The following is a 21,349-nucleotide window of genomic DNA, read 5'->3' as shown; positions in this document are numbered from 1 at the left end:
TTGAGAAAGGTTGACCACGACAGCCGCCGCCAGGAGGTGGCAGAAGCCGCCGCCCGGCTGATTGGCCGCGAGGGCCTGGAGGCCCTGACCACCCGCGCTCTGGCCAAGGAACTGGGCTGCTCTATCGGCGTGTTGTCCCACTATTTCAACAGCAAGGAAGAGATCGTTATCGCTGCGTTTCAGTGGGCGGACCAGCGCATCGATGCGCGAATGCAAGAGGCTATTGCCGGCAACGACCCCCACCTGGACGACTTCTTTCCCGTAATCAAAGCCGGGTTGCCGCTGAATGAAGAGTCCGATCTGGAGTGGCGGGTTCGCCTCAACTTACACACCTTTGCCCTGACCCACGGCGAGAGCTTGAAAACCGTGCGGGAAAAAGACGCGCAATTCCGCGATTTGATGCTGATGATGATTGCAGATATGCAGCGCAAAGGTCGGCTGCGGGACGATATCGACGCTCAAATCGTCACCGACACTGCCTTTGACCTGGTCATTGGCATGGCCCAGAACCTGGTTAAAACGCCAATGGCAGGGCGGGAGGCCCGCTCCGAATACCTGTTTGGCTTGATCGAGCTGCTGCGGCCTCTATCTTCAAATGTTGCCAAGTCTGCCTAGCGGCTTGTCGATTTCCGTTTTCAACGCCGCCGTGGCAACGTAGATAGGAAATCAACAGCCTGTTAGCGAACCTTGGCAATCACCTCGTTGGCATACCATTCCATCATGCCCACTTTTTCCGGCACGCTCTTGTCGTCAATTTCACCGGAATAGACATCTCTGAACGCCACTAGTACCTCGTCGATACCAATATCCTGCAGACGCTTGATACCGTCGGGGGAGTAGGCCTCTGCGGTCATAGCCTGGAATTCGAAGGGCAGGTGATCGCGACCGTATTCCTTCCGGAATTCATTGATCTGATCCATCATCCCTTTGATGTCCTCCAGCTCACCGCCGGCGGCAATCCAACCGTCACCCAGGCGAGCAGCGCGGCGCAGTGCCGGCTTGGAATGCCCACCCACCAGAATCGGCGGGCGCTGGGTCGGTACCGGGCAGAGTTTAATTTCCGGCAATTGGAATATCTCGCCCTGGTAGCCAAAGTACTCGCCACTCATCAGCCCATTGACGATTTCAATGATTTCGTTGAGGCGCTTGCCGCGGGCCTCCCAGGGCACGTTAGTCACCTCAAAATCCTCGGCCCAGGGGCTAATCCCGGCGCCGTACACCACCCGGTTATTGGTGATCACCTGCAGGCTGGACAGCGACTTGGCCAGCAGTGCCGGTTGGTGCAGGGCGGTTTTGTGCACCGAGGTGCTGAAGCGCAGCTTTTCGGTCTTGCCCGCCAGGTAGGCCATCAGCACAAAAGGCTCGATAAAGGGCTGGCCATCGAGGAACTCGCGACTGCCATCCTTGTTGTAAGGGTATTTTGAGCTGGCCTCTTTGGGATAACAGATACTGTCGGGCACAGTCACGGTATCAAAACCGAGTTTCTCCGCCTCCAACGCTAGCGGCGCATACTGCTCCGGGGGACACATACTGTGGTGATAGCCAAATCTCATAGCGACATCCAATTTATTGTTGTGTAAACGGGCTTCACTATACGGCTGGCGGCCATAATCGGTGTTCATCCAAATAGACGAGTGCTCGGCGCAGACTAGAAGCGGGCAGCAGGGAAGGCGCTGTCATTTTTTGGTAATCTGGACGGTATTGCTAATTCAATGGGTTGAACAAGGCCGATATGACCGCCACCGCGATAAAAGACAACCGCAGTTTTCGCACTCGAGACGCGCTGATTCGGGCGGCGGAAACGCTATTCGCCGACTGCGGTATCGAAGGTGTTTCCATCAACACCATCACCCGGGCGGCTGGGCAGAACAACCGCAATGCGGTGCAATACCATTTTGGCAGCAAGCACGGCCTGCTGCAGGCTATTTTCGATAAACACGGTCCGGGTTTGACCGCGCGCCGGGAGGCACTGCTGGACGAACTACAAGGCGTGGACATGAGCCCGGCGCGACGGATAGCCAGTATTCTGGTATTGCCGCTGGTGGAAAAGCTGGACGACGACGATGGTGGCGCCGCCTATGTGCATATCAGCGCCGAACTGATAGTCAGCAATACCCTGAGTTACACCCTGCCGGAGTCGGCGGTATTTCAGTTGCCCAGAGAAACCAAACTGGTGACGCTGATGTGTGAGGAACTGCGGCACTTCACGCCAGAAGTGCTGCGACAGCGCGTCATGCTGGCCAACATCCTGGCTTTTCACGGCATTTCCGATCACGCCCGGCTCAGAGACAACCCAGCCCTGGACGCCCTCAGCCGCGATACCGAATTTATGGCCAGCAACCTGATCGACAGCGTCGCCGCCATTCTCGATACCGCGCCGTCGGCGCGCACTCAATCACTGGCGGGAGGTTCGTAACCCTTCGATGCGTTTCACCTTTCTGGGCACCAGCGCCGGCGCCCCTACCCCCCACCGCAATGTCACCGGCCTGGCCCTGGCCATCGACGACAGCCGGGACTGGTACCTGTTTGACTGCGGCGAGGGCACCCAACACCAATTGATGAAGTGCCGCTACTCGGCGGCGCGTCTGCGGGCCATCTTTATCACCCATGTTCACGGCGACCACTGCTATGGCCTGCCCGGCCTGATCGCCAGCGCCAACATGAGTGGCCGCAAGGCGCCACTAACGGTGTGTGCGCCGGACGGCATCGAACAGTTTATCGAGGCGGCGTTTCGCTTTACCGACATCCGCGAACTGCGCTTTCCGCTGCATTTTGTGCGCAGCGATGCGCCGGATTTCAGCTACCAGGACGGCCACCTCAATGTCAGCTCCACCGCCCTGTCCCACCGGGTACCCTGCTTTGCCTACCGCGCCGAAGAAACCACCCCACGTCACTTGCTGGTAGACAAACTGGAGCGAGACGGCGTACCCCGGGGGCCACTGTGGAACCAGCTGCAAAAGGGCGACGATATCGACCTGGACGATGGTCGCCACTTTGCCGCTGGCGACTATAGCGAAACAGCCTGGCTACCCCGCAGCGTGATTGTCGGTGGCGACAATGACCAACCGGCACTGCTGACGGAGGCCATGCGCAACAGTGACGTACTGATCCACGAAGCGACCTTTACCGAAGACGTGCTGGCCAAAGTCGGCCCCCAATACATGCATAGCACCGCGGCCATGGTGACCAAGGCCGCCAGCGACGCCGACATCAAGCACGTGGTGCTAACCCATTTCAGTCAACGCTACCGCCTTAAGGGCGGGGATCACGTGGAGCACACCATTGCCGACCTGGCAGCCGAGGGCGCCGCTCACTACACCGGTAATCTGGTGATGGCCGAGGACCTGACCAGCTGCCACCTTACCCGGGAGCGGGCCTTGGAAGTCTACCGAAAGGAAGAGGCCTGAAGGCTAGAGCGCATCCAGCTGCGCCTGCAATTGCTGTCGCGCTCGCTGACGATTGTGTTCACCGGGAATCACCACCACCGGCGCGGCCTCATCCGCTAGCGCGGCCAGGCTCTCGGTCACCACCTGCTCCGCACTCATCCAATCACTGTCGGGGATAGCAATGAGATCGACATCGCCGTAATCGCGGCGATGATGGAAATCACTGCGGGTGTAGCCCGGGCACAAACACTGCACCGCGATTGGCTCTGCCGCCAATTCTTCGGCCAGCGAGCGAGACAAAGACACCAAAAACGCCTTACTGGCATTGTAGACCGCTGCCGTCGGCGTACTTAGAAACGCCCCTACCGAGGCAACATTGATCACCGTGCCGCGCCCGGCCTCCCGCATAAAGGGCAGCGCGCCGCGGCACAAAGCCACACTGGCACTGCAGTGCAGGGCGATCATCTGTTGCTGCAACTGCAGGTCACATTCAGCCAGCACAGCGCGATTGCCAAAGCCGGCGTTGTTGATAAGAATCGAGACTGGGCCCTTTTGGCGTATCGCTTCCAGGGTACGAGCGACACCCAGCGTGGTGCCCAGGTCCTCCACCAGACAGTGCACCTCCACGCCCTGATCGCCAAGCTCCGCCGCCAGTGACGTGAGCGCTTCCTCGCGTTGGCCAAGCAAGATCATCCCCTTGCAGCGCGCCGCCAATTGCAGGGCGTATTGACGACCTATGCCAGAGGACGCGCCGGTGATCAGAGCAATGTCTTTCATGGTGGTTTATAGCCTTTTATCAGAGGTTGAGCTTTAATCGGGCTGCAACGGTACAGAGAGAGTAAAGATGGGCATCTTAGAGGAATTTAAAAAATTCGCCATCCGCGGCAATGTCATCGACATGGCGGTGGGGATTATTATTGGCGGTGCCTTCAGCACCATTGTCAAAAGTTTAGTCGCCGATGTGATCATGCCACCGATCGGTCTCGCCCTGGGCGGCGTCGACTTTGCCAATTTAATGTGGGTCATCAGCGAGGGCACCACACCCGCCCCCTACCTCACCGTTGCCGACGCCAAGGCCGCCGGCGCTGTAACCGTCAACTACGGTCTGTTTATTAACTCGGTGATCAGTTTTGTGATCGTCGCCTTTGCGGTGTTTATGCTGGTTAAAAGCATCAACAAAATCCGCGAACTGGAAAAGAAAGAAGCGGAAGAAGCCGCTCCCGCTGCCCCTACCACCAAGGATTGTGCTTACTGTTTCTCCAGCATCGCCATCGCTGCGACACGCTGCCCGCACTGCACCTCAGCGCTGGACTAATTCTTCTCTGTCAGGCACAAGGCCGCCAAATCGGTCTCGGGCATCGCCTTACGCAATTGTTTGCGGTTGGCCGAGACTACTTCCCGGCAGGCAATAGCCAATTGCGCATCCGCCTCGCTATCGGGGACGCCGGCCAGCACATAGAGGTGACGCCGGGGACTTTGGGTTTTTTCCAGCACCCGGATGCCATCAAAACGCGCCACCACCGACAAATTGTCGGCCTCCGGCAAGGTCAGCCGAGTGGCCGGGGGCAGCTTGCTCAACAACTGATCCCGGCCCGCCTCCAGCAATTTTCCGGTCACCGCCACCATCGCCGCTTTGCCAGCGAGCCGGTTTTGCAATGAAATAGAGGGCACCCGACTCTTGTCGCCAACAGCCGTGTACTGGGCGCCATCAAACAGGGGCTCGTCGCATAACCAGGCCGGCGCCTCGCCGCGATCACTATCGGGAAAGGGGCAGGCCAAAACCAGGGGGCTGGCAAGCAGCAGCGCCGCACCAGCAGCCCGGGATAATGACACCACAGCGGCGCGTTTGGCGAGTTGAATCAATGACATAGTTGGCGTCCTGTCGTGCTCCGTAGTTAAAATGACGAGCCCGGTTGGGCAAGAAACTCCAGTTCCTCGTCACTGCTCTCCCGACCCAGTATGGCATTGCGGTGGGGGTAACGGCCAAAACGCTCGATAATGGCATAGTGACGCCGGGCAAAATCGAGGTTGTTCTCCCGGCCCAGCGCCTGGTATAGCAGCAGCGATGCCCGCTGAATCGCCAGCGACTCGCTGTGCATATAAGGCATGTAGAGAAAGGCGCGCTGATCGTCACTCAGTGCCCGGTCGGCACCGTGGCGAATGGCCTCCTGGGCCAACACCAGTGCCTGCCCGTCCTGGGCAAAGGCCCGGGGCGAGTCCCTGAACAGGTTGCGGGAGAACTGATCCAGCACCAGAATCTCCGCCAGCCTTCCCTCGTGGCTGTGGCGCCAGGAATAGAGCTCACCGGCCGCAGCGGCGCGGTGGATATCGGCAAAGTGCTCGGCTATTGCGGCATCCAGCTCATCGCTTTTGCTAAACCAGTCCTTGGCGGACAGGGTGTCAAACCAGAAATCTAAAACAGTAGAAAAATGCATCGTCAATCGAATTGCCTAGTCAGCCCGGCAGAATACCTTATTGCCACAGCTTTTCACTAACTATTGGACCTAGGGCCTGTTCACACTTATTGCTTTGTGCCTGCTGGAGGTCATTTTTGCCTCCAGCTAGGCGGAGGAAGCGCAGTTTGGTCATTCCAAATAAGCGACCGACAACAACGCTGGGGGCAAAAATGGCCCCAGCCCTCCGGGTTGTGGCTAAAAATCCACCACTCTTCGTTGTTCGTCGTTCATTTGGAATGACCAAACCTCTCTCCTCACGCCTCGATTGGCGAATTTTTAGCAACAACAGGTCCAATGCAATAAGTGTGAACAGGCCCTAAGTCGCCCCCTCCGGCATTTTCCGCGACGGCGCAGTGTCGGGCTGCTAAAATGCCCGCCATGACCCCGAACCTCAACATCACGGCCAAGCCCACCTATGCCTAAAGCCAAACCTGTCGATTTTGAACACGCGTTGGACGAGCTGGAAAAACTGGTACAAAACATGGAATCCGGCGAGCTGAGCCTGGAAGACTCCCTCAAGGCCTTTGAAAAAGGCATGCAGCTTAGCCAGGACTGCCAACAGGCCCTGGCCGACGCCGAGCAGAAAGTCACAGTGCTTATGGAGAAACATCAGCGTGACGGCCATGACAGCGACGATGCCTGAGCCCATTAATGCGGCGTTTAGCGACTACCTGACTCGCTGCCAACAACGCATTGAAGCGGCCCTGCCGGCACTGCTCGGTCAGGCAGGCAGTGAATTCTGCGACGGCGATGCACAGCAGGCCTTGTCGCGGCTGTTTGATGCCCACCGCTACGCCCTGCTGGGAGGCGGCAAACGGGTCCGAGCCAGCCTGGTCTACGCCACCGCCGACGCCCTGGGTGTCAACCAAAACATAGACGCGGCGCTGGACACCCTGGCCGCTGCGGTGGAGATGATCCACGCCTATTCACTGGTCCACGACGACCTCCCTGCCATGGACGATGATGACCTTCGCCGTGGCCAGGCCACTTGCCATATTGCCTTTGACGAGGCCACCGCCATCTTGGTGGGCGACGGCCTGCAAAGCCGTGCTTTTGAGCTAATCAGCGACTGCCCGAGCATCCCCGCCGACACCCGCCTGGCCATGGTGCGCCTGCTGGCTGCCGCCTCGGGTCCACGGGGTATGGTGGGGGGCCAGGCCATCGACCTGGAGGCCGTCAACCGCGAGTTGGACCTGAATGGCTTACAGACCATGCACCAGCTCAAAACCGGCGCGTTGATCCGCGCCGCAGTGGGCCTGGGCGCCCTGGCCGGAGGTGCCAGTGCCGACCAACAGCAACAGCTGGATCGTTACAGCCGCGCCATCGGACTGGCCTTCCAGGTGCAGGACGATATTCTCGATGTCGAGAGCAGCACCGAGACTCTGGGTAAAACCCAAGGGGCGGATCTGGCTCGCAATAAACCCACCTTCCCCTCGCTGCTGGGCATGGCTGGCGCCAAGGCACTGGCCAGCGAGCTGGATCAACAAGCACAGAGCGCCCTGGCCGGCTTCGGCGAGAGTGCGGCGCCGCTACGGGCGCTATCCCGCTACATTATCGCCCGCCAGCATTGAGTCTTGCCGCACTGGAGCCGATAGCAATGCCAACAGCCGGTGAACCTTCGGTCTCTGCATCCCTCAAACACTTGCACCCTCGCAACACGCTCTCTGCGGCAGCGTTTGGCATTGCCCGCCACCGCCGCAGGGCGTTACCGTGGCATTACTGCCGGCTATAGGGCCGAGCGCAGACTTTTGGTTTACAATTGCCGCCTTGAACCGACTCCGAGCTCGTCGATAGATGTTTAAAGAAATTCCGCTCCACCGCCCAACGACGCCGCTGCTGGACACTGTTGCCAGCCCGGCCGACCTGCGCCAGCTGGATGTCGACGACCTGCCACAGCTGGCCCACGAGCTGCGGGAGTTCCTGCTTTATACCGTCGGTCAAACCGGCGGCCACTTTGGCGCCGGCCTGGGCGTCGTTGAGCTCACCCTGGCCCTGCACTACGTCTACAACACCCCCAACGACCGGCTGGTATGGGATGTGGGACACCAGTGCTATCCCCACAAGATTCTCACGGGCCGGCGGGAGCGCATGGGCAGCATGCGCCAGGGCAACGGCTTGGCCGGCTTTCCCAAGCGGGACGAGAGCGAGTACGACACCTTTGGCGTGGGCCACTCCAGCACCAGCATCAGTGCGGCGCTGGGCATGGCCATCGCCGCCCGCCAGCAACAACTGGATCGCCACACCGTCGCGGTGATCGGCGATGGCGCGATGACCGCGGGCATGGCCTTTGAGGCCATCAACCACGCCGCCCACACCCGCGCCAATATGCTGGTGGTGCTTAACGACAACCAGATGTCGATCTCCAAGAATACCGGCGGTCTGAACACTTATTTCTCTAAAATCTGGGCCTCCAAAACCTACAACCAGATCCGCGATGGCGGCAAGTCGGTACTGAGCAAGCTGCCCCGCTCCGCCACTGAAATCGTCGCCCGGCTGGAAGAGTACATGAAAGGGATGGTATCGCCGGCGCCCTTGTTTGAGGAGCTGGGCTTTAACTATATCGGTCCCATCGACGGCCACGATCTGGATATGTTGGTGCCCACCCTGCGCAATATCCGCGAGCTGGAAGGCCCGCAGATGCTGCATATCATGACCCAGAAGGGCAAGGGCTTTGCCCCCGCCGAGGCCGACCCGGTGGGCTTTCACGCCATTGCCAAGATCGAGCCCAAAAAGGGCCCGGCCTCGACCAAGCCGAAGAAACCCAAGTACCAGGACATTTTCGGCGCCTGGCTGTGCGACGAAGCGGACCGGGACGACAAACTGGTGGCGATTACCCCCGCCATGTGTGAAGGCTCCGGCATGGTCACCTTTGCCAAGCAATTCCCGGAGCGTTTTTACGATGTCGCCATTGCTGAGCAACACGCCCTGACCCTGGCAGCGGGCATGGCCTGCGACGGCCTCAAACCGGTGGTGGCCATCTACTCCACCTTTTTACAGCGCGCCTACGACCAGTTGATCCACGATATCGCCCTGCAAAACCTGGATGTGGTATTCGGTATCGACCGGGCCGGCCTGGTGGGCGAAGACGGCCCCACCCACTCCGGGGCCTTTGACCTCAGCTACCTGCGCTGCATCCCCAATATGGTGGTAATGGCGCCCTCCGACGAAAACGAAACCCGGCAGATGCTGCACACCGGCTATCAATACCCCGGGCCTGCGGCGGTGCGCTACCCCCGGGGCACCGGCCCCGGCGTCGAGCTGGTCAACACCCTGACCGCCATGGAAATCGGCAAAGGCCTGCTGCGCCGGGAGGGCCGGGAAGTGGCCATCCTCAACTTCGGCAGCCTGCTGACGGTCGGGCTCAGCGCGGCAGAAAATCTCGACGCCAGCGTGGCCGACATGCGCTTTGTAAAGCCGCTGGACACCGCGCTGATCGACCAACTGGCCGACGGTCACCAACTGCTGGTCACACTGGAAGAAAACGTTGTTGCCGGCGGCGCCGGCAGCGCCGTGGTGGAGTACCTGAATCAGCAGGGCCGCTCAGTGCCGGTGCTGCAATTGGGGCTGCCCGACCGCTTTGTCGATCACGGCAATCACGGCGAGCAACTGGCATCGGTGGGCTTGTCGGCAGAAGGGATTGAGCAGCAGATACGCCAACGCCTGGCGGCCCTGCATGACCCGCGGGCCGTCATCAGTTCGGTAAAATAAGCGCTGGTACTGCGCATACTAAAGAGAGCACGCGCCAATTTTGCGGCGCGCGGCTAAAGCCCGCTAGAACAAATGCCCTAACTTGCCGGATTTGGTGGCCAAATACTTGGCATTGTGGGGGTTTTGGCCGGTTTGTAGCGGCAAACGCTCCACGACGTCGACACCCTGGTCAGTGAGAGCCTTCACCTTGCGGGGGTTGTTGGTCATCAAGCGCACCTTGCCAATATTAAGGTGCTCGCACATCACCTTCAGCAGGCTGTAATCCCGCATATCGGCACCAAAACCCAGTTTTTCGTTGGCTTCGACGGTGTCTGCGCCTTCGTCCTGCAATTTGTAGGCGCGAATCTTGTTCATCAAGCCGATGCCCCGCCCCTCCTGGCGCAGGTAAAACAACACCCCACGGCCTTCTTCGGCAATTTTCTCCAGCGCCGCTTGCAGCTGAGCACCGCAGTCGCAACGCATACTGAACAGGGCATCCCCCGTCAGGCACTCAGAGTGCACCCGAGCCAAAACTGGCTGCCCGTCACTCACATCGCCCAGGGTCAATACCACGTGCTCCTTGCCGCTCTCAGCGTCTTCAAATCCGTGAATATCAAACACTCCCCAGGGGGTGGGAAGCTGGGAGGATTCTACAAACTTCACCGACACGGGTGTCTCCAAATCTAACCGGTCGCGCATTCTAGCAGCACCGCCCGAATCAGGCGAATCCAGAGGAGCTTAAGTGATCGAAATTGCCACTATCGCCACCGCCGCGGCGCTGCTGGCAGCAGCCCGACGATTAAAACTGGGGCGTCAGGGTCAGCACACTGCCGCGCTCTTCCAGATCCACATGCTCCAGAAAGGTCATGCCCAGCAACACCAAATGGGGAAAATCACCGTCGATGACTACCGCCGGCACATGGCGATGGGTAATGGTGCCCAGGCGCACGGTATCCAGCGTAATGCGGTAGCCGCTGCCGGTCCCTGAGGCCGTCGCCACTCGGGTGGGCTGGCCCTGGCGATACTCGATACCCAGACGTTTGGCGTCCAGGCTGCTGAGGGCCACCACATTGGCGCCAGTGTCCACCACTGCATCCACTGAGCGGTTGTTAATATAGATACTGCTGCGGTATTCGTTATTGCGATTGCGATGCAGCACCACCGGCTCGCCAGTCTGATCCCGGTAGTTGGCGCCCACCGAACGGTTGAGGGTCAGGGTGTGGCGCTCGCCCTGCCACTCCACCACCGCCTCCCGGGCAGTGGCGGACAATAAACGCGCGCCGCCGGGGTGAGTTTGCCCCTCCCGCACCAGTTTGCGTAGGCCATTAATTTCTAACAGGGCGGCGCCCTGAAACAAGCCTCGAACCACGATACTCTCTCCCGCCCACGCCGCCGACCACGCCATCGCAGCGCACACCATGAACAGGCTGGCCAGCAGCGTCCGGGTTGTCATGCCAGCTCAGCCTCAGCGTGCAGACTCATCAATTGCTCCACTATCTGACGGGGATCATCGGCCAGGGTGATCGCCGTAATCATCGCGCAGCTGCCCACCCCGGTGCTGAGGACCTCGGGAGCACGCTTGCCATCAATTCCACCAATCGCCGTCAGCGTGTAGTGAGGCCCCAACAAATTGACCCAGCGCCGCAGTTGATTGACCCCTTGGGGCCCAAAGGGCATATCTTTACTGGTGGTGGGGAATATCGGGCCGATGGCGATATAGCTGGGACGCAGGCCGTGGGCCCGGGCCACCTCGTAATAACAGTGGGTGCTGACACCAAGGCGCAGCCCCGCGGCGGCTATGGCCGCCAGATCAGCGCTATCCAGATCGCCCTGCCCGAGATGGACGCCGTAGGCGCCCGCGGCGATAGCCTGCTGCCAGTGATCGTTGATAAAGACCCGCGCCTGATGCTCCCGGCCCAGTGCAACGGCGCGCTGAATCTCCGCTTCCAGTCTTTCGCCCTGTAGGTCTTTGGCTCGCAGCTGCACAGTTTTTACACCCCACTGCAAAAGTGTCTCGACCCAGTCCGCGGTTTCCACCACCGGGTACAGGCCCAGTGGCCCATCGCAGGAGGCAAAGGCCGGCGTTACCGAGCTGGCCAGGTCGCGACTGATACAGGGGAAGTCTGCCAGCCGCTGAGGCCAACCCACATGCCCCACCGGCCCCGGGCCACCCCCCAATTGCACCGCCATGCGCAGGCCCTGGGATACATAGGCCTTGGCAATCACCAAGGCGTCCCGCAGGTCAAAGCCCTTGGCCATCAGCGCGGCAATGGCGGAAGACAAAGTACAACCGGTGCCGTGGGTATTCAGGGTGTCGATATTGGGCCCGCTCAACCAAAAGCCATCCTGGCCATCGGTCCAGTAATCGTGACGTTGGCTGTGCCGTGTACTGAGGTGGCCGCCGGTCAACAGCACCGACCGCGCGCCCATGGCAACGATATCCGCCGCCGCCCGCTCGACCTGCTCCAGGCCATTAATCTCCCGCCCCAACAGAATTTGCGCCTCACTGAGATTGGGAGTCAGCAGGTCCGCCCGGGGCAGCAGTTTTTCCACCAGTACTTCGCTGACGCCGTCCTCCATCAACTCACCGCCACTCGTAGACACCATCACCGGATCGCAGACCACAAAACCCCGGTAGTCCTCCAGATACTTGGCCACCATCTCCACCACTTCGGTGCTGCCCAGCATCCCCAACTTGATGGCATCCGCCTGTAAGTCACTGTCCAAGGCATTGATCTGGGCGGCCATGGTGCGCCGCGGCGTCATCGACACCTGCCCCACCGCAAAGCTGTTTTGCGCGGTGATGGCGGTGATCACGGTGCAGCCGTGGACGCCAAAGTCGTGGAAGGTCGCCAGGTCTGCCTGGATGCCGGCGCCACCACCGGAATCCGATCCGGCGATACTCCAGGCAATGGGTTTGCTGTGGGTCGCTGCCATAAAGCCTCTATGTTTATTCCCGATCGTCACAGTATACCTGCACACGCCGATCCCCGCCGTCATCTGCTCGTCATATTCGATATCTAGCATTCGGGCCCGGTAACGATTCTATTTATGCGCTCACTTCCGATCATCACACGACGGCGCCCCGTCTACGCCCTGCTCGTCGCCCTGCTGGCCGCGCTACCTGTGCTGGCGAGCCTGTGGCTGACAAACCAGCACTTTGAGCCGATTAAACTGGGGCATTACGACAGCTATCGCTGCGCGACTGGCGGTGACGGGACCCTGCCAACCTTCAAGGTGCTGACCCTGACCTCCCAGTTGGCAATAGAGCTGGCGGACCGGCTGTGCGACAGCGACATCGTGGGCCGCCACTACCAAGCCGTGGACATTAGCTGGCACCCGCGGGCCTTTCTCCGCGCCGAACACCTGGTGGAGGGGCGCTATCAACTGTTCTGGAACCGCCGCCATATCGTCGAGGGACTGACCCCCGACGCCCACACCTACTACCTGCCCATCATCGATTCGCCCCGCTATTCACTGCACTGGGTGAGCCTGAACAGCCCTCCCCAGCTTACCCAGGCCTACCTGGCCGACAAGGTGGTCGGCTTCTCCCAGGACCAGCAGAGCCTCAGTTTCTATCTGCGACCGATGGCGGCGCTAACCGCTGCCGGCATCGAACTCGCGCCACAACAAAAGCGTTTTTACCCGGGCTTCAAAGGAATTCTCAAGGCCTTCCTGGCGGGTGAAGTGGACATCATTAGCAGCACCGGCGGCGGCCTTGAAGGGCTAACCGAAACCGAGCTGCACTTTACCCTGATGGATGACGACGTCCCCTCGGGGAGCTGGTTTCTACAGCGCAGCCACTACTCCCCCGAGCTGGCCTGCGAGCTAAGCGAGGCCCTGCAACTGTTTGATCAGCTGTTCGAGGGAGACTCCACGCTCACGCCAGAGGGCTGCCCGTGAACCGCGCCCTGAGCAAACGCCTGCTGACCGCGAGCCTGATGGTCATCCCCGCCACGGCCCTGCTGACAGTGTTTATCGTGTGGCAGGCGCTGAACACCCTGTCGGAGGATTTGCGCGCCCAGATTGACCAGCGGCTCCCCAAAGCCATTGTCGAGGCCAGCGTTAACCTCTATGACTACCACCGCCTCAACGATTTGCTGGCCCAGCGGATCAACACCGACCTCAGCAAGTTGGATCCCCAAAACCTACTGAGCCCGCTGACCCAGTGCCGAGCCCGAGTACTGCAACTGCGCGGCAACCCCTACACCGAAGCTCTGCAGCCCGGCGTTGTCGATCGCCATGTATTGCTGGACTGGCAACTTGGAGAACAGCAGGAGTCCCTGACCCTGGGGCTCGACTGCAAGGTCAACTGGCCTGTCGCGCTGAGCCTGCCCTTTGGTCTGGCCATGCTCGCCCTGTTCATTGCGGCGCAGATATTGCCGCCACTGCCACCGGGCCAGCGACAGATCTTTGACCGCCTTATCGCCAGCGGTATCAGTCGCGATCGCGCCCTGGAATTGAGCCACCAGCAGCGGCTCTACAGCCCTACCCAACAGCAGGCTTTGGCGCTGCTGCTGGCCCGGGGCTGCGACCCCCTGGAGGCACTGCGCAGTGTCTCCGGCCGGCAACTGGACTCGGCGGATTGCCTGCAATGGCTGGAGCTGGCTGTGGATCTGCTGCCGGGGCAGAGCTCGGCAGCGCTGGATATTGCCGAGGCGCCACCCCACCTGCACTTTGATACCGGGCAAATGCGGGTCTGGGCCCACGGAGTGGAAATTGGCCTGCCAGCCACACCCTACTTTTACTATCTTTGGTATGCCCGCCGCCGGAGTGCCGGCCACCGGAACGCCGGCCGCCGGAACGACCAAAATGACGACGACGGGGGCTGGTTCGTCAACCCCCCCTCCAACCGCCCCGACCACGACAGCGCCAAAGAACTGAGCGAATTAATGGAGAGCCTCGGCGGCCATCAGAAAGCCATCAACGATTTGCAGGAAAAAGGCCTGCGGGCCAAAACCCTGGACCAGAATCGCAGCAAAATTAAAGACGAGGTCACCCGCCTACTTGGCGAGCAACTGGCGGCGCCCTATCTCTTTGAGCTGGAGAGGGATCATCGCACCGCCCGCTCCAAATATCGCCTGGCCGCCTTGCCCCAACACATCCAGATTGACAGCAAACGCCCATAACACGGGGCTTTTACAGATATCCCCAAGGCGTTTAGAGACATCTTTTTCACGGTTTCGACATACAAGACACCCACAATTCCTCCCGCATCACCCAGTTACCGTTGCCTTTTTAACCTGCTCGGGGCTCTAGCAAATCTGGCGACCACTGCCGCTTTCTGGGCCCCCGAGAATTAGAGCGCCGTCTGAGCGGCCCGTCCCAAACATTTAGGAGACACACTTAATGAGAGCCTTAGACTTTCGCAAAACCTTGCTGTGCTCGGCCATCGCCCTGGCCAGTGGCGCCGCCGTCGCCCAGCAACCTGCCGCGGACGCCAAACCGGACGTCGAGGTCGTTACCGTTGTCGCCGCCCCCATCAAAGACAGCCAGCAGGCCGCCCTGGAAGCGAAACAGATGGCCGACAACTACGTCGATATTATCTCCTCCGACACCATCGGTCGCTTCCCCGATCAGAACCTGGCCGATTCTCTGGGCCGCCTGCCCGGTCTGGCCATCGAGCGGGACCAGGGCCAGGCCCGCTACATCAACTTCCGCGGCGCCCCTTTCCGCTACACCAGTATCGCCTTTGACGGCATCGACGTGCCCGGCGCCGATAACGGCCGGGTGCCGCGCTTTGACAGCTTTCCCTCGGTGATCACCAGCCGGGTCGAGGCCAACAAGGCGATTCTGCCCAATATGCCCGGCGAATCCGTCGCCGGCTTTATCAATATTCACACCTTCAGCCCCTTTGCCCAGGAGGGCTTCTCCTTCGCCGGCGATATCGGCATGGGGGAACAGAAACTGGGTGGCGGCGATATCGACAAGTTCGGCCTGCGCGGCGCCTGGTCCAACGACCACTTTGGCGTGGTGCTGTTCAGCTCGGCAAACAGCCGGGAACAGATCACCGACAACCGGGAATACGACCTGGAGCGGGACGACAACGGCGAGCTGGTGGTCAACGAGTTGGATTTCCGCAGCTATAAGATCGTGCGGGAAGACAGCGCCCACGGCGGAACCTTTGAATTCCGCGGCGACGGCACACTGCAACGCGCCTTTTTCTCCACCCTGTACAGCGAGTTTGTCGACAAGGAAGAGCGCAACCAGTTTGTGTTCACCTTTAGCGAGCCGGTAGCTGGCACTACAGCCAGTGACCGGGCTGCGGCAGTGTCGCGGATGCTGGAATACGGCCGCTACGAAAACTCCACCTTCACCAACACCCTGGGCGCCGACTTACAGCTGGGCAACTGGGTGGTAGAGGGCCGCTACAACCTCACCGAAACCGAAGCAACAACCTACCTGCCGATTCCCCGCAGCATGGGCGCTGCAACGACCGCGGACTACGATTTGAGTGACACCGAAAATCCCAAGCTGTATCTGGCCGACGACCTCAACGACCTGGCCTACAATATGACCCTGGGCATTCTTTACGGTCAGTCTCTCGAGGTCGACGTCGACAAATTCAAGCTGGATGCCGAGCGTGACTTTGAGTGGTTTGACTTGGGCGCCACCCTGGAAATTGGTCTGCAACTGGACCAGCGGGAAGCCGATGGTTACGTGATCGGCAGCCCGTCAGTGGCGCCTTTCCCGGCGTCCATCAATATCGACGATTTCAACACCGGTCGCCGCTGGGATGCCAAAACCAGTAACACCATTGGCGGCACCTACTACAACAACAAAGGCCTGCGCAAAGCCTGGCAACAGGCTGGTCTGGGGAGCATTGAGCCCAGCCCCGCCGACCTGATCGTCATGGACGAAGACATCCTCGCCCTCTACGCTATGACCACCACCCGCTTTGCCTGGGGTAACATCGTCGCCGGTGCCCGCATCGAACAGACCGATTACACCAGCGAAGGCACGGTGGACGGCGAGAAAATAGCTGTCGACGACGACTTCACCAATATTCTGCCCAGCGTTCACGTCAATATTGATCTGGCTGACGACTTGAAGCTGCGTATCTCCGGCTCCACCGGTGTCAACCGGCCAACCTACGACGAGTGGCGTGCGGCGGCGTCCGTCGACGTCGCCAACGAGGAAGTCCGGGGCGGGAACCCAACCCTCGACGCCGAGGAAGCCATAGGTATCGACACATCACTTGAGTGGTACTTCGCGCCCGCCAGCATCGCTTCAGTAGGTGCCTTCTATCGTCAGATAGACAACGTGATCTATGCCGACAGCACGACCATCAATGGCGGTATTTACGTGCCCAGCGAGCAGGGTCAGGAATGGACTTACACCGGCGCAGTCAATGGCGACAATGGCGAAATGAGCGGGATCGAACTGAACTTTATCGGCCACGCCGTCGACCTAACACAGACATTGGACGGCTTTGGTATCAGCGCCAATATGACCTTACTCAACAGCGAGTTTGAAGAATTGGACGGCACAAAGTCTGATCTCCCCGGCACCTCAGACATGATTTACAACGTGTCGCTGTTTTACGAGAACTTCGGTTTGTCCACCCGAGTGAACTACCAGTACCGGGATGAATGGGTGTCGCCCATCGAAGACCCCAGCGAAAAGTGGGGCGAGCAGAAACGGGTTGACTTGAGCGTGAGCTACGAACTGCCCTTCGACTTCGATGGCGCGCGAATGTCCGTGTACTTCAACGCCAACAACCTAACTGACGAAACCGACGTGCGCTACGCCGGCAATGGCACCATCAACCAGTCGGAAAGTTACGGCCGCCGCTACCTGCTGGGCGCACGGGTGAATTTCTAACTCCGGCCTCGCTTCGAGTAGACTTAACAAAAAGGATATCACCATGGATCGATTGATCAGCAACAACAGCGCGGGCCTCGCCCGCGCAGCACGCCGCCACTCGCTGGCGATTGGATTACTCTCGGCGCTGACCCTGGGCCTGGGACTTGCCGGCTGCGCCAGCAGCGAGGTATCTCCACAGGCCGCTCAGGCAACAGTCAGCCAGGACAGCATCTCACAACACAATGCCGCGCTGGTGGCCAGCGACGAGCGGGTGCTGAAACTGGAGGGCAGCTCTAACTTCCGGGATATGGGCGGCTACATGACCGTGGACGGCAAAACGGTTCGCCGCAATATGCTGTTCCGCTCCGGCGCCATGACCAGCCTCACTGCGCAGGATATGGCGGCGCTGAATCAAATGAATTTCAGTGCAGTGGTGGATCTGCGCTCCAGCGATGAGCTGGAGCTTTACCCCAACCGCTGGGTACAGGCCAGTGACGATGTAAATTACATTAATCACGAATACAGCATGCTGGCGATGATGGGCAAATCCATGCCCAAGGGCGACATGGATGAGGCCGCCAAAGAGGCGATAAGCAAAGACCCTTCGCTGATGATGGCTAAACTCTACCGCCACCTTCCCCAACAGCTGCAGCCCCAGCTGCGCCTCTACTTCAACGAATTGCTGGAGGCCGATGGTGCTGTGGTGGTGAACTGCTCCGCAGGGCAGGACCGCACCGGCTTTACCTCGGCAATGATTCTCAGCGCCCTGGGCGTGCCCCGCGAGACCATTCTCAAGGACTACCTCCTATCCACCCAATACCGCCGCCCCAAAAACGAGAAAGGCGACGTTGACCTAAAGCAAGCGGCCAAAACAAATGCTTTCGCCAAGATGATGCTGGGCTATAGTAAGAGCGGTCATTCCGACAAACCCAACCCTTTGTATACTGCCGATGGCACGCCTTTTTTAAGTTTTGCATTTGAGGAGATCGAAAGCCGCTACGGCTCGGTGGAGGCTTACCTGGACCAGGCCATCGGTGTCGACGCTGAGGATATCGCCACGTTACGCGGGCGTTATCTAGACTAGGCCGCATGGACCGGCGGACAGGTAAAGCGCTGTCCGCCCTACTCGATTGGAAGAACATCGCGAACGTAGGGCGGACAACGCGGTTGTTGTCCGCCTCAAGCCACTCAGAAAACGCCTTATTCCTCCCCACCTTATATAGAATAAAATAATAAAGCCGACCTAGATTAAAGCATTTGGGTATTGGACTTGGCCGCCAATCTCACCGACCCTATCTATATCTAACACCAATATAATGCCGCTTAGTACACACCACCCTGCCGCCAGTGTCGTAACCCCTGCAAGGTTGCAAGATCACCGGCAGTGGGTAGCTCAGCCAAGCGGGAGTGCTGCTGGAGACTGGAGAAAAGAAAAACGCCGATTAACCGCGAGGACCTTGAGCATGGAGCAGCACCTATCAGCCAGAGCAAGCGCGCCAGCACCCGTCAATGACCGACGGGCCAAACAGCTCCCACCCATTCCGGATGACTACCGAGAACATCTGACCGATGCACAATGCGCCGCCATACACCAAGCGGAGAATTTCGCCTGGTCGCTGTGTTTTGTTCGACGACCACTATTCCAGGAGCGAGTCACCGTGCTCCAAAACACCGATACGCGGCACTATGCCCAGCTCGACGAAGAGGGCAACCTAATCTTAAAGCACGATCTGATTATCAGAGAGTAGGGTAGGGCGGACATCGTTTATGTCCGCCGGCATGCCGCCCCAAGCTATTGGTGCCAGAAAGGCATGCCAAGCGTGGGGGTCGACGGAGAAGCAGTTTGGCGTTCGGGCATGGCGCCGGCTAAGTAAGCACTGCGACCGGCGTTGACCGCATCCCGGAATGCCCCAGCCATGGTGATGGGATGATTGGCTTGAGCCACCGCAGTGTTGAGCAGTATGCCGTCGTAGCCCAGCTCCAAGGCCTGCACCGCGTGGGAGGGCTTGCCGATACCGGCATCCACAATCAAGGGCAGCTCGGGGATGCGATCGCGAATGGCCTGTAAGTTATAGGGATTCATCAGGCCCCGTCCGGTGCCGATTGGCGAGCCCCAGGGCATCAACACCTGGCAGCCTACGTCCCGCAGGCGCTGGCAAATCACCAGGTCGTCGGTGCAGTAAGGGAAAACCTTAAAACCTTCGTTGATCAGTATTTCCGCCGCTTCAATGGTGCCGACTGGATCCGGCTGGAGGTTGTAGTCATCCCCCACCACTTCCAGCTTTATCCAATCGGTATCGAACAGCTCCCGGCTCATTTGCGCCAGGGTCACCGCCTCTTTCACGCTGTGGCAACCGGCGGTATTGGGCAATAGTGTGAGATTCAGTTCCCGCAGCTGATCCCAAAAACCACCTCCGCCTTGCTGTTCAGGCGACTGACGGCGCAGAGAAACCGTGACGATCTCCGAACCGGAAGCCGTAATCGCGTCTTGCATGACCTTGGGGGACGGATACAGGGCCGAGCCAATCAGCAAACGACTACTGAACGTCTGCCCGTACAAAGTCCATGTATCGCCATTATCACTCATACTGACACCTTAAGTTAGCTGCTCTCTAGCCACCCTGAACCGGCGCCAACACATCCACCTGATCGCCGTTACTGAGCTGATAATCGCCGTAACTGGAGCGGGGTACAAAATCGCCGTTGACAGCTACCGCCACCTTCTCGCATTGAAATCCCCAGTCATCGAGGTGACTGGATAGCGGCTGGGCCGGATCGCACTGTTTATCTTCGTTGTTTACACTTACCGAGATCATGATACTTGGTTTCGTATTGGTTTATCCTGGCGGACAGATAAAGCGTTGTCCGCCCTACGCCATCGTATGTGTAGGGCGGACAACGCCTTTCATGTCCGCCGCTCAACCGCAATATCCAACTTCCCCAAAGCCTCTTCCACCACCTTTGGCCCCAGCAAATAGCCGTGGCGATGCAAGCCGTTGACCCGCATCAAGCCCGGTTCGTCCAGGACCACCGGCAAGTTATCCGGCATTGCCGGCCGGCAGTGAACCAGACTCTCCTCCACCACCGCCTCGGCAAAACCACTGTGCACCGTGTACAGAGCTGACAGCAGCTCCAGGCTGGAGCGCACTGTCACTGGCGCCATGGACTCGCTCTCGATTTCAGTGGCGCCAATCACATAGCGGTGGTCGGAGCGCGGCGAAATATAGAGCTTGTAACGCGGGTGCATCAATCGCACCGGACGGGACAGACTGACCTCCGGCGCCCGCACCCAAAGCACCTCGCCCCGCACGCCCCGCAATTTACTCAGGTCAAGTTTTGCACCGATGCCGCGGCAGTCTATGACCTGATCAAAGGATTGGGCATTGCCATCGCACTGAACACGGCCAGGGCCGATGTCCTCCACCGGGCTGTGCTCCCGCCACTGACCACCGAGTTTTTCGATAGCCTTATCCAGGGCGTGCAACAGCTGGCGATTATCCAGATAGCCTTCTTCCCGCAGGTAGAGACCACCATGAAAATGCTCACTCAGCGCCGGCTCCAGAGCATCCAAGCCGGCACGATCCAGCTCCTCGACCTTGTCCATATGGTCCGGCACCGCTGCCTGCAGGGCCTGACGCAGCTGCTGCATACTGGAGCGGTCCTGTTCGTGGGCCACCGCGATACTGCCACTGAGGCCAATCGGCACGGTAATTCCTGTCAGTCGCTGCAGATCTTGCAAGGCCTTCGGCCACCAGTCCAGCGCTTCCCTGCCCCAGTCAAACACCACTCGTTCGGCGTGGACCACTTCGGTGTAGGGTGCCAGCATCGCTGCGGCGACCCGGGCCGCACTGCCCTCGCCATCCCGGCTGCCCCGCTCAAACAGGGTCACCGTCACTCCTTTTTCAAGAAGCTTCCAAGCCAGCAGCCGACCGATCAGGCCGGCGCCGACGATAGCGATGTGCTGTGGCATAGCCATTTTCCGTTCCGAACAAACGGCGGACAGCGTAAGCGTTG

General features: G+C 59.7%; 22 protein-coding genes. 12 read left to right on the top strand and 10 right to left on the bottom strand.

Going from position 1 to position 21,349, the window contains the following annotated elements; genetic code table 11:
• Positions 1-615 (top strand): TetR/AcrR family transcriptional regulator, encoded by a 615-nt coding sequence (locus tag I6N98_RS01845; RefSeq protein WP_198570131.1) that lies wholly within the window; start codon positions 1-3, stop codon positions 613-615.
• Positions 616-677: 62 nt separating this feature from the next.
• Here the strand turns inward: I6N98_RS01845 and I6N98_RS01840 are convergent, their stop codons facing one another.
• On the bottom strand, positions 678-1,553 hold the full coding sequence (locus I6N98_RS01840) for a TIGR03619 family F420-dependent LLM class oxidoreductase (RefSeq protein WP_198570130.1): 876 nt from the start codon (positions 1,551-1,553) through the stop codon (positions 678-680).
• 179 nt (positions 1,554-1,732) lie between these two features.
• Between I6N98_RS01840 and I6N98_RS01835 the strand changes: the two genes are divergently transcribed.
• Positions 1,733-2,416: a TetR/AcrR family transcriptional regulator gene (locus I6N98_RS01835; RefSeq protein ID WP_198570129.1), complete on the top strand. Its 684-nt coding sequence runs from the start codon at positions 1,733-1,735 to the stop codon at positions 2,414-2,416.
• 7 nt (positions 2,417-2,423) lie between these two features.
• Positions 2,424-3,407, top strand: coding sequence for a ribonuclease Z (locus I6N98_RS01830; RefSeq protein WP_198570128.1), 984 nt, complete (start codon positions 2,424-2,426; stop codon positions 3,405-3,407).
• Positions 3,408-3,410: 3 nt separating this feature from the next.
• Here the strand turns inward: I6N98_RS01830 and I6N98_RS01825 are convergent, their stop codons facing one another.
• Positions 3,411-4,163: an SDR family NAD(P)-dependent oxidoreductase gene (locus tag I6N98_RS01825; protein ID WP_198570127.1), complete on the bottom strand. Its 753-nt coding sequence runs from the start codon at positions 4,161-4,163 to the stop codon at positions 3,411-3,413.
• Positions 4,164-4,230: 67 nt separating this feature from the next.
• Here I6N98_RS01825 and mscL point away from each other — a divergent pair, with 67 nt between their 5' ends.
• Positions 4,231-4,701 carry a large-conductance mechanosensitive channel protein MscL gene (gene mscL, locus I6N98_RS01820; RefSeq protein ID WP_198570126.1) on the top strand — a complete coding sequence of 157 codons (471 nt, stop codon included), beginning with the start codon at positions 4,231-4,233 and terminating at the stop codon, positions 4,699-4,701.
• Here mscL and I6N98_RS01815 read toward each other — a convergent pair.
• Together I6N98_RS01815 and I6N98_RS01810 are read right to left on the bottom strand one after the other, a co-directional pair.
• Positions 4,698-5,255 carry a hypothetical protein gene (locus I6N98_RS01815; protein ID WP_198570125.1) on the bottom strand — a complete coding sequence of 186 codons (558 nt, stop codon included), beginning with the start codon at positions 5,253-5,255 and terminating at the stop codon, positions 4,698-4,700. The two genes, mscL and I6N98_RS01815, sit on opposite strands and share 4 nt — an antisense overlap.
• Before the next feature lie 26 nt (positions 5,256-5,281).
• Positions 5,282-5,821 carry a DUF924 family protein gene (locus I6N98_RS01810; protein ID WP_198571505.1) on the bottom strand — a complete coding sequence of 180 codons (540 nt, stop codon included), beginning with the start codon at positions 5,819-5,821 and terminating at the stop codon, positions 5,282-5,284.
• 436 nt (positions 5,822-6,257) lie between these two features.
• Here I6N98_RS01810 and I6N98_RS01805 point away from each other — a divergent pair, with 436 nt between their 5' ends.
• The 3 genes from I6N98_RS01805 (at position 6,258) to dxs (ending at position 9,550) form a co-directional block, all read left to right on the top strand.
• Entirely contained in the window at positions 6,258-6,485 is a 228-nt protein-coding gene (locus I6N98_RS01805; RefSeq protein ID WP_198570124.1) for an exodeoxyribonuclease VII small subunit, read from the top strand.
• Positions 6,478-7,413 carry a polyprenyl synthetase family protein gene (locus I6N98_RS01800; RefSeq protein WP_198570123.1) on the top strand — a complete coding sequence of 312 codons (936 nt, stop codon included), beginning with the start codon at positions 6,478-6,480 and terminating at the stop codon, positions 7,411-7,413. Before I6N98_RS01805 ends, I6N98_RS01800 begins: the two co-directional genes overlap by 8 nt.
• Positions 7,414-7,636: 223 nt before the next feature.
• The gene (gene dxs, locus I6N98_RS01795) at positions 7,637-9,550 is read left to right on the top strand and encodes a 1-deoxy-D-xylulose-5-phosphate synthase (RefSeq protein ID WP_198570122.1); all 1,914 of its coding nucleotides are present in this window, start codon (positions 7,637-7,639) and stop codon (positions 9,548-9,550) included.
• 63 nt (positions 9,551-9,613) lie between these two features.
• Here the strand turns inward: dxs and ribA are convergent, their stop codons facing one another.
• The 3 genes from ribA to thiD form a co-directional block, all read right to left on the bottom strand.
• On the bottom strand, positions 9,614-10,198 hold the full coding sequence (ribA, locus tag I6N98_RS01790) for a GTP cyclohydrolase II (RefSeq protein ID WP_198571504.1): 585 nt from the start codon (positions 10,196-10,198) through the stop codon (positions 9,614-9,616).
• Positions 10,199-10,328: 130 nt separating this feature from the next.
• Positions 10,329-10,982, bottom strand: a complete 654-nt coding sequence (locus tag I6N98_RS01785) for a retropepsin-like aspartic protease family protein (RefSeq protein WP_198570121.1) — start codon at positions 10,980-10,982, stop codon at positions 10,329-10,331.
• On the bottom strand, positions 10,979-12,466 hold the full coding sequence (gene thiD / locus I6N98_RS01780) for a bifunctional hydroxymethylpyrimidine kinase/phosphomethylpyrimidine kinase (RefSeq protein ID WP_198570120.1): 1,488 nt from the start codon (positions 12,464-12,466) through the stop codon (positions 10,979-10,981). The genes I6N98_RS01785 and thiD overlap by 4 nt, the downstream gene beginning before the upstream one ends.
• Before the next feature lie 114 nt (positions 12,467-12,580).
• Between thiD and I6N98_RS01775 the strand changes: the two genes are divergently transcribed.
• The 5 genes from I6N98_RS01775 (at position 12,581) to I6N98_RS01755 (ending at position 19,083) form a co-directional block, all read left to right on the top strand.
• Positions 12,581-13,432: a substrate-binding domain-containing protein gene (locus I6N98_RS01775; RefSeq protein ID WP_198570119.1), complete on the top strand. Its 852-nt coding sequence runs from the start codon at positions 12,581-12,583 to the stop codon at positions 13,430-13,432.
• Complete coding sequence (locus I6N98_RS01770) at positions 13,429-14,658, top strand: hypothetical protein (RefSeq protein WP_198570118.1); 1,230 nt, start codon at positions 13,429-13,431, stop codon at positions 14,656-14,658. The genes I6N98_RS01775 and I6N98_RS01770 overlap by 4 nt, the downstream gene beginning before the upstream one ends.
• Positions 14,659-14,878: 220 nt before the next feature.
• Positions 14,879-17,353 (top strand): TonB-dependent receptor, encoded by a 2,475-nt coding sequence (locus I6N98_RS01765; protein ID WP_198570117.1) that lies wholly within the window; start codon positions 14,879-14,881, stop codon positions 17,351-17,353.
• 43 nt (positions 17,354-17,396) lie between these two features.
• Positions 17,397-18,419 carry a tyrosine-protein phosphatase gene (locus I6N98_RS01760; RefSeq protein ID WP_198570116.1) on the top strand — a complete coding sequence of 341 codons (1,023 nt, stop codon included), beginning with the start codon at positions 17,397-17,399 and terminating at the stop codon, positions 18,417-18,419.
• A 379-nt stretch (positions 18,420-18,798) separates the two neighbouring features.
• Positions 18,799-19,083, top strand: a complete 285-nt coding sequence (locus I6N98_RS01755) for a hypothetical protein (protein WP_198570115.1) — start codon at positions 18,799-18,801, stop codon at positions 19,081-19,083.
• A gap of 44 nt (positions 19,084-19,127) precedes the next feature.
• Here I6N98_RS01755 and I6N98_RS01750 read toward each other — a convergent pair whose 3' ends face one another.
• The 3 genes from I6N98_RS01750 to thiO form a co-directional block, all read right to left on the bottom strand.
• A complete protein-coding gene (locus tag I6N98_RS01750) occupies positions 19,128-19,922 on the bottom strand; it encodes a thiazole synthase (RefSeq protein WP_198570114.1) in 795 nt (264 codons plus the stop codon).
• A gap of 25 nt (positions 19,923-19,947) precedes the next feature.
• Positions 19,948-20,151: a sulfur carrier protein ThiS gene (thiS, locus tag I6N98_RS01745; protein ID WP_198570113.1), complete on the bottom strand. Its 204-nt coding sequence runs from the start codon at positions 20,149-20,151 to the stop codon at positions 19,948-19,950.
• Between the two features lie 89 nt (positions 20,152-20,240).
• On the bottom strand, positions 20,241-21,305 hold the full coding sequence (gene thiO / locus I6N98_RS01740; RefSeq protein WP_198570112.1) for a glycine oxidase ThiO: 1,065 nt from the start codon (positions 21,303-21,305) through the stop codon (positions 20,241-20,243).
• Positions 21,306-21,349: the final 44 nt, after the last annotated feature.

The sequence above is a fragment of the Spongiibacter nanhainus genome (assembly GCF_016132545.1).
Taxonomy (GTDB): Bacteria; Pseudomonadota; Gammaproteobacteria; order Pseudomonadales; family Spongiibacteraceae; genus Spongiibacter; species Spongiibacter nanhainus.
Note: the sequence above shows the minus strand (reverse complement) of the source record. Positions and strands in the feature narration are given on the sequence as shown.

Bases quoted from the DNA above. Each gene is read 5' to 3' on its own strand.
- thiD (WP_198570120.1), bottom strand. From the start codon at position 12,466: ATGGCAGCGACCCACAGCAAACCCATTGCCTGGAGTATCGCCGGATCG.
- I6N98_RS01760 (WP_198570116.1), top strand. From the start codon at position 17,397: ATGGATCGATTGATCAGCAACAACAGCGCGGGCCTCGCCCGCGCAGCA.
- thiS (WP_198570113.1), bottom strand. From the start codon at position 20,151: ATGATCTCGGTAAGTGTAAACAACGAAGATAAACAGTGCGATCCGGCC.
- thiO (WP_198570112.1), bottom strand. From the start codon at position 21,305: ATGCCACAGCACATCGCTATCGTCGGCGCCGGCCTGATCGGTCGGCTG.
- I6N98_RS01810 (WP_198571505.1), bottom strand. From the start codon at position 5,821: ATGCATTTTTCTACTGTTTTAGATTTCTGGTTTGACACCCTGTCCGCC.
- dxs (WP_198570122.1), top strand. From the start codon at position 7,637: ATGTTTAAAGAAATTCCGCTCCACCGCCCAACGACGCCGCTGCTGGAC.
- I6N98_RS01815 (WP_198570125.1), bottom strand. From the start codon at position 5,255: ATGTCATTGATTCAACTCGCCAAACGCGCCGCTGTGGTGTCATTATCC.
- I6N98_RS01765 (WP_198570117.1), top strand. From the start codon at position 14,879: ATGAGAGCCTTAGACTTTCGCAAAACCTTGCTGTGCTCGGCCATCGCC.
- I6N98_RS01830 (WP_198570128.1), top strand. From the start codon at position 2,424: ATGCGTTTCACCTTTCTGGGCACCAGCGCCGGCGCCCCTACCCCCCAC.
- mscL (WP_198570126.1), top strand. From the start codon at position 4,231: ATGGGCATCTTAGAGGAATTTAAAAAATTCGCCATCCGCGGCAATGTC.
- I6N98_RS01825 (WP_198570127.1), bottom strand. From the start codon at position 4,163: ATGAAAGACATTGCTCTGATCACCGGCGCGTCCTCTGGCATAGGTCGT.
- I6N98_RS01800 (WP_198570123.1), top strand. From the start codon at position 6,478: ATGCCTGAGCCCATTAATGCGGCGTTTAGCGACTACCTGACTCGCTGC.
- I6N98_RS01775 (WP_198570119.1), top strand. From the start codon at position 12,581: ATGCGCTCACTTCCGATCATCACACGACGGCGCCCCGTCTACGCCCTG.
- I6N98_RS01750 (WP_198570114.1), bottom strand. From the start codon at position 19,922: ATGAGTGATAATGGCGATACATGGACTTTGTACGGGCAGACGTTCAGT.
- I6N98_RS01840 (WP_198570130.1), bottom strand. From the start codon at position 1,553: ATGAGATTTGGCTATCACCACAGTATGTGTCCCCCGGAGCAGTATGCG.
- I6N98_RS01805 (WP_198570124.1), top strand. From the start codon at position 6,258: ATGCCTAAAGCCAAACCTGTCGATTTTGAACACGCGTTGGACGAGCTG.
- I6N98_RS01785 (WP_198570121.1), bottom strand. From the start codon at position 10,982: ATGACAACCCGGACGCTGCTGGCCAGCCTGTTCATGGTGTGCGCTGCG.
- I6N98_RS01835 (WP_198570129.1), top strand. From the start codon at position 1,733: ATGACCGCCACCGCGATAAAAGACAACCGCAGTTTTCGCACTCGAGAC.
- I6N98_RS01755 (WP_198570115.1), top strand. From the start codon at position 18,799: ATGGAGCAGCACCTATCAGCCAGAGCAAGCGCGCCAGCACCCGTCAAT.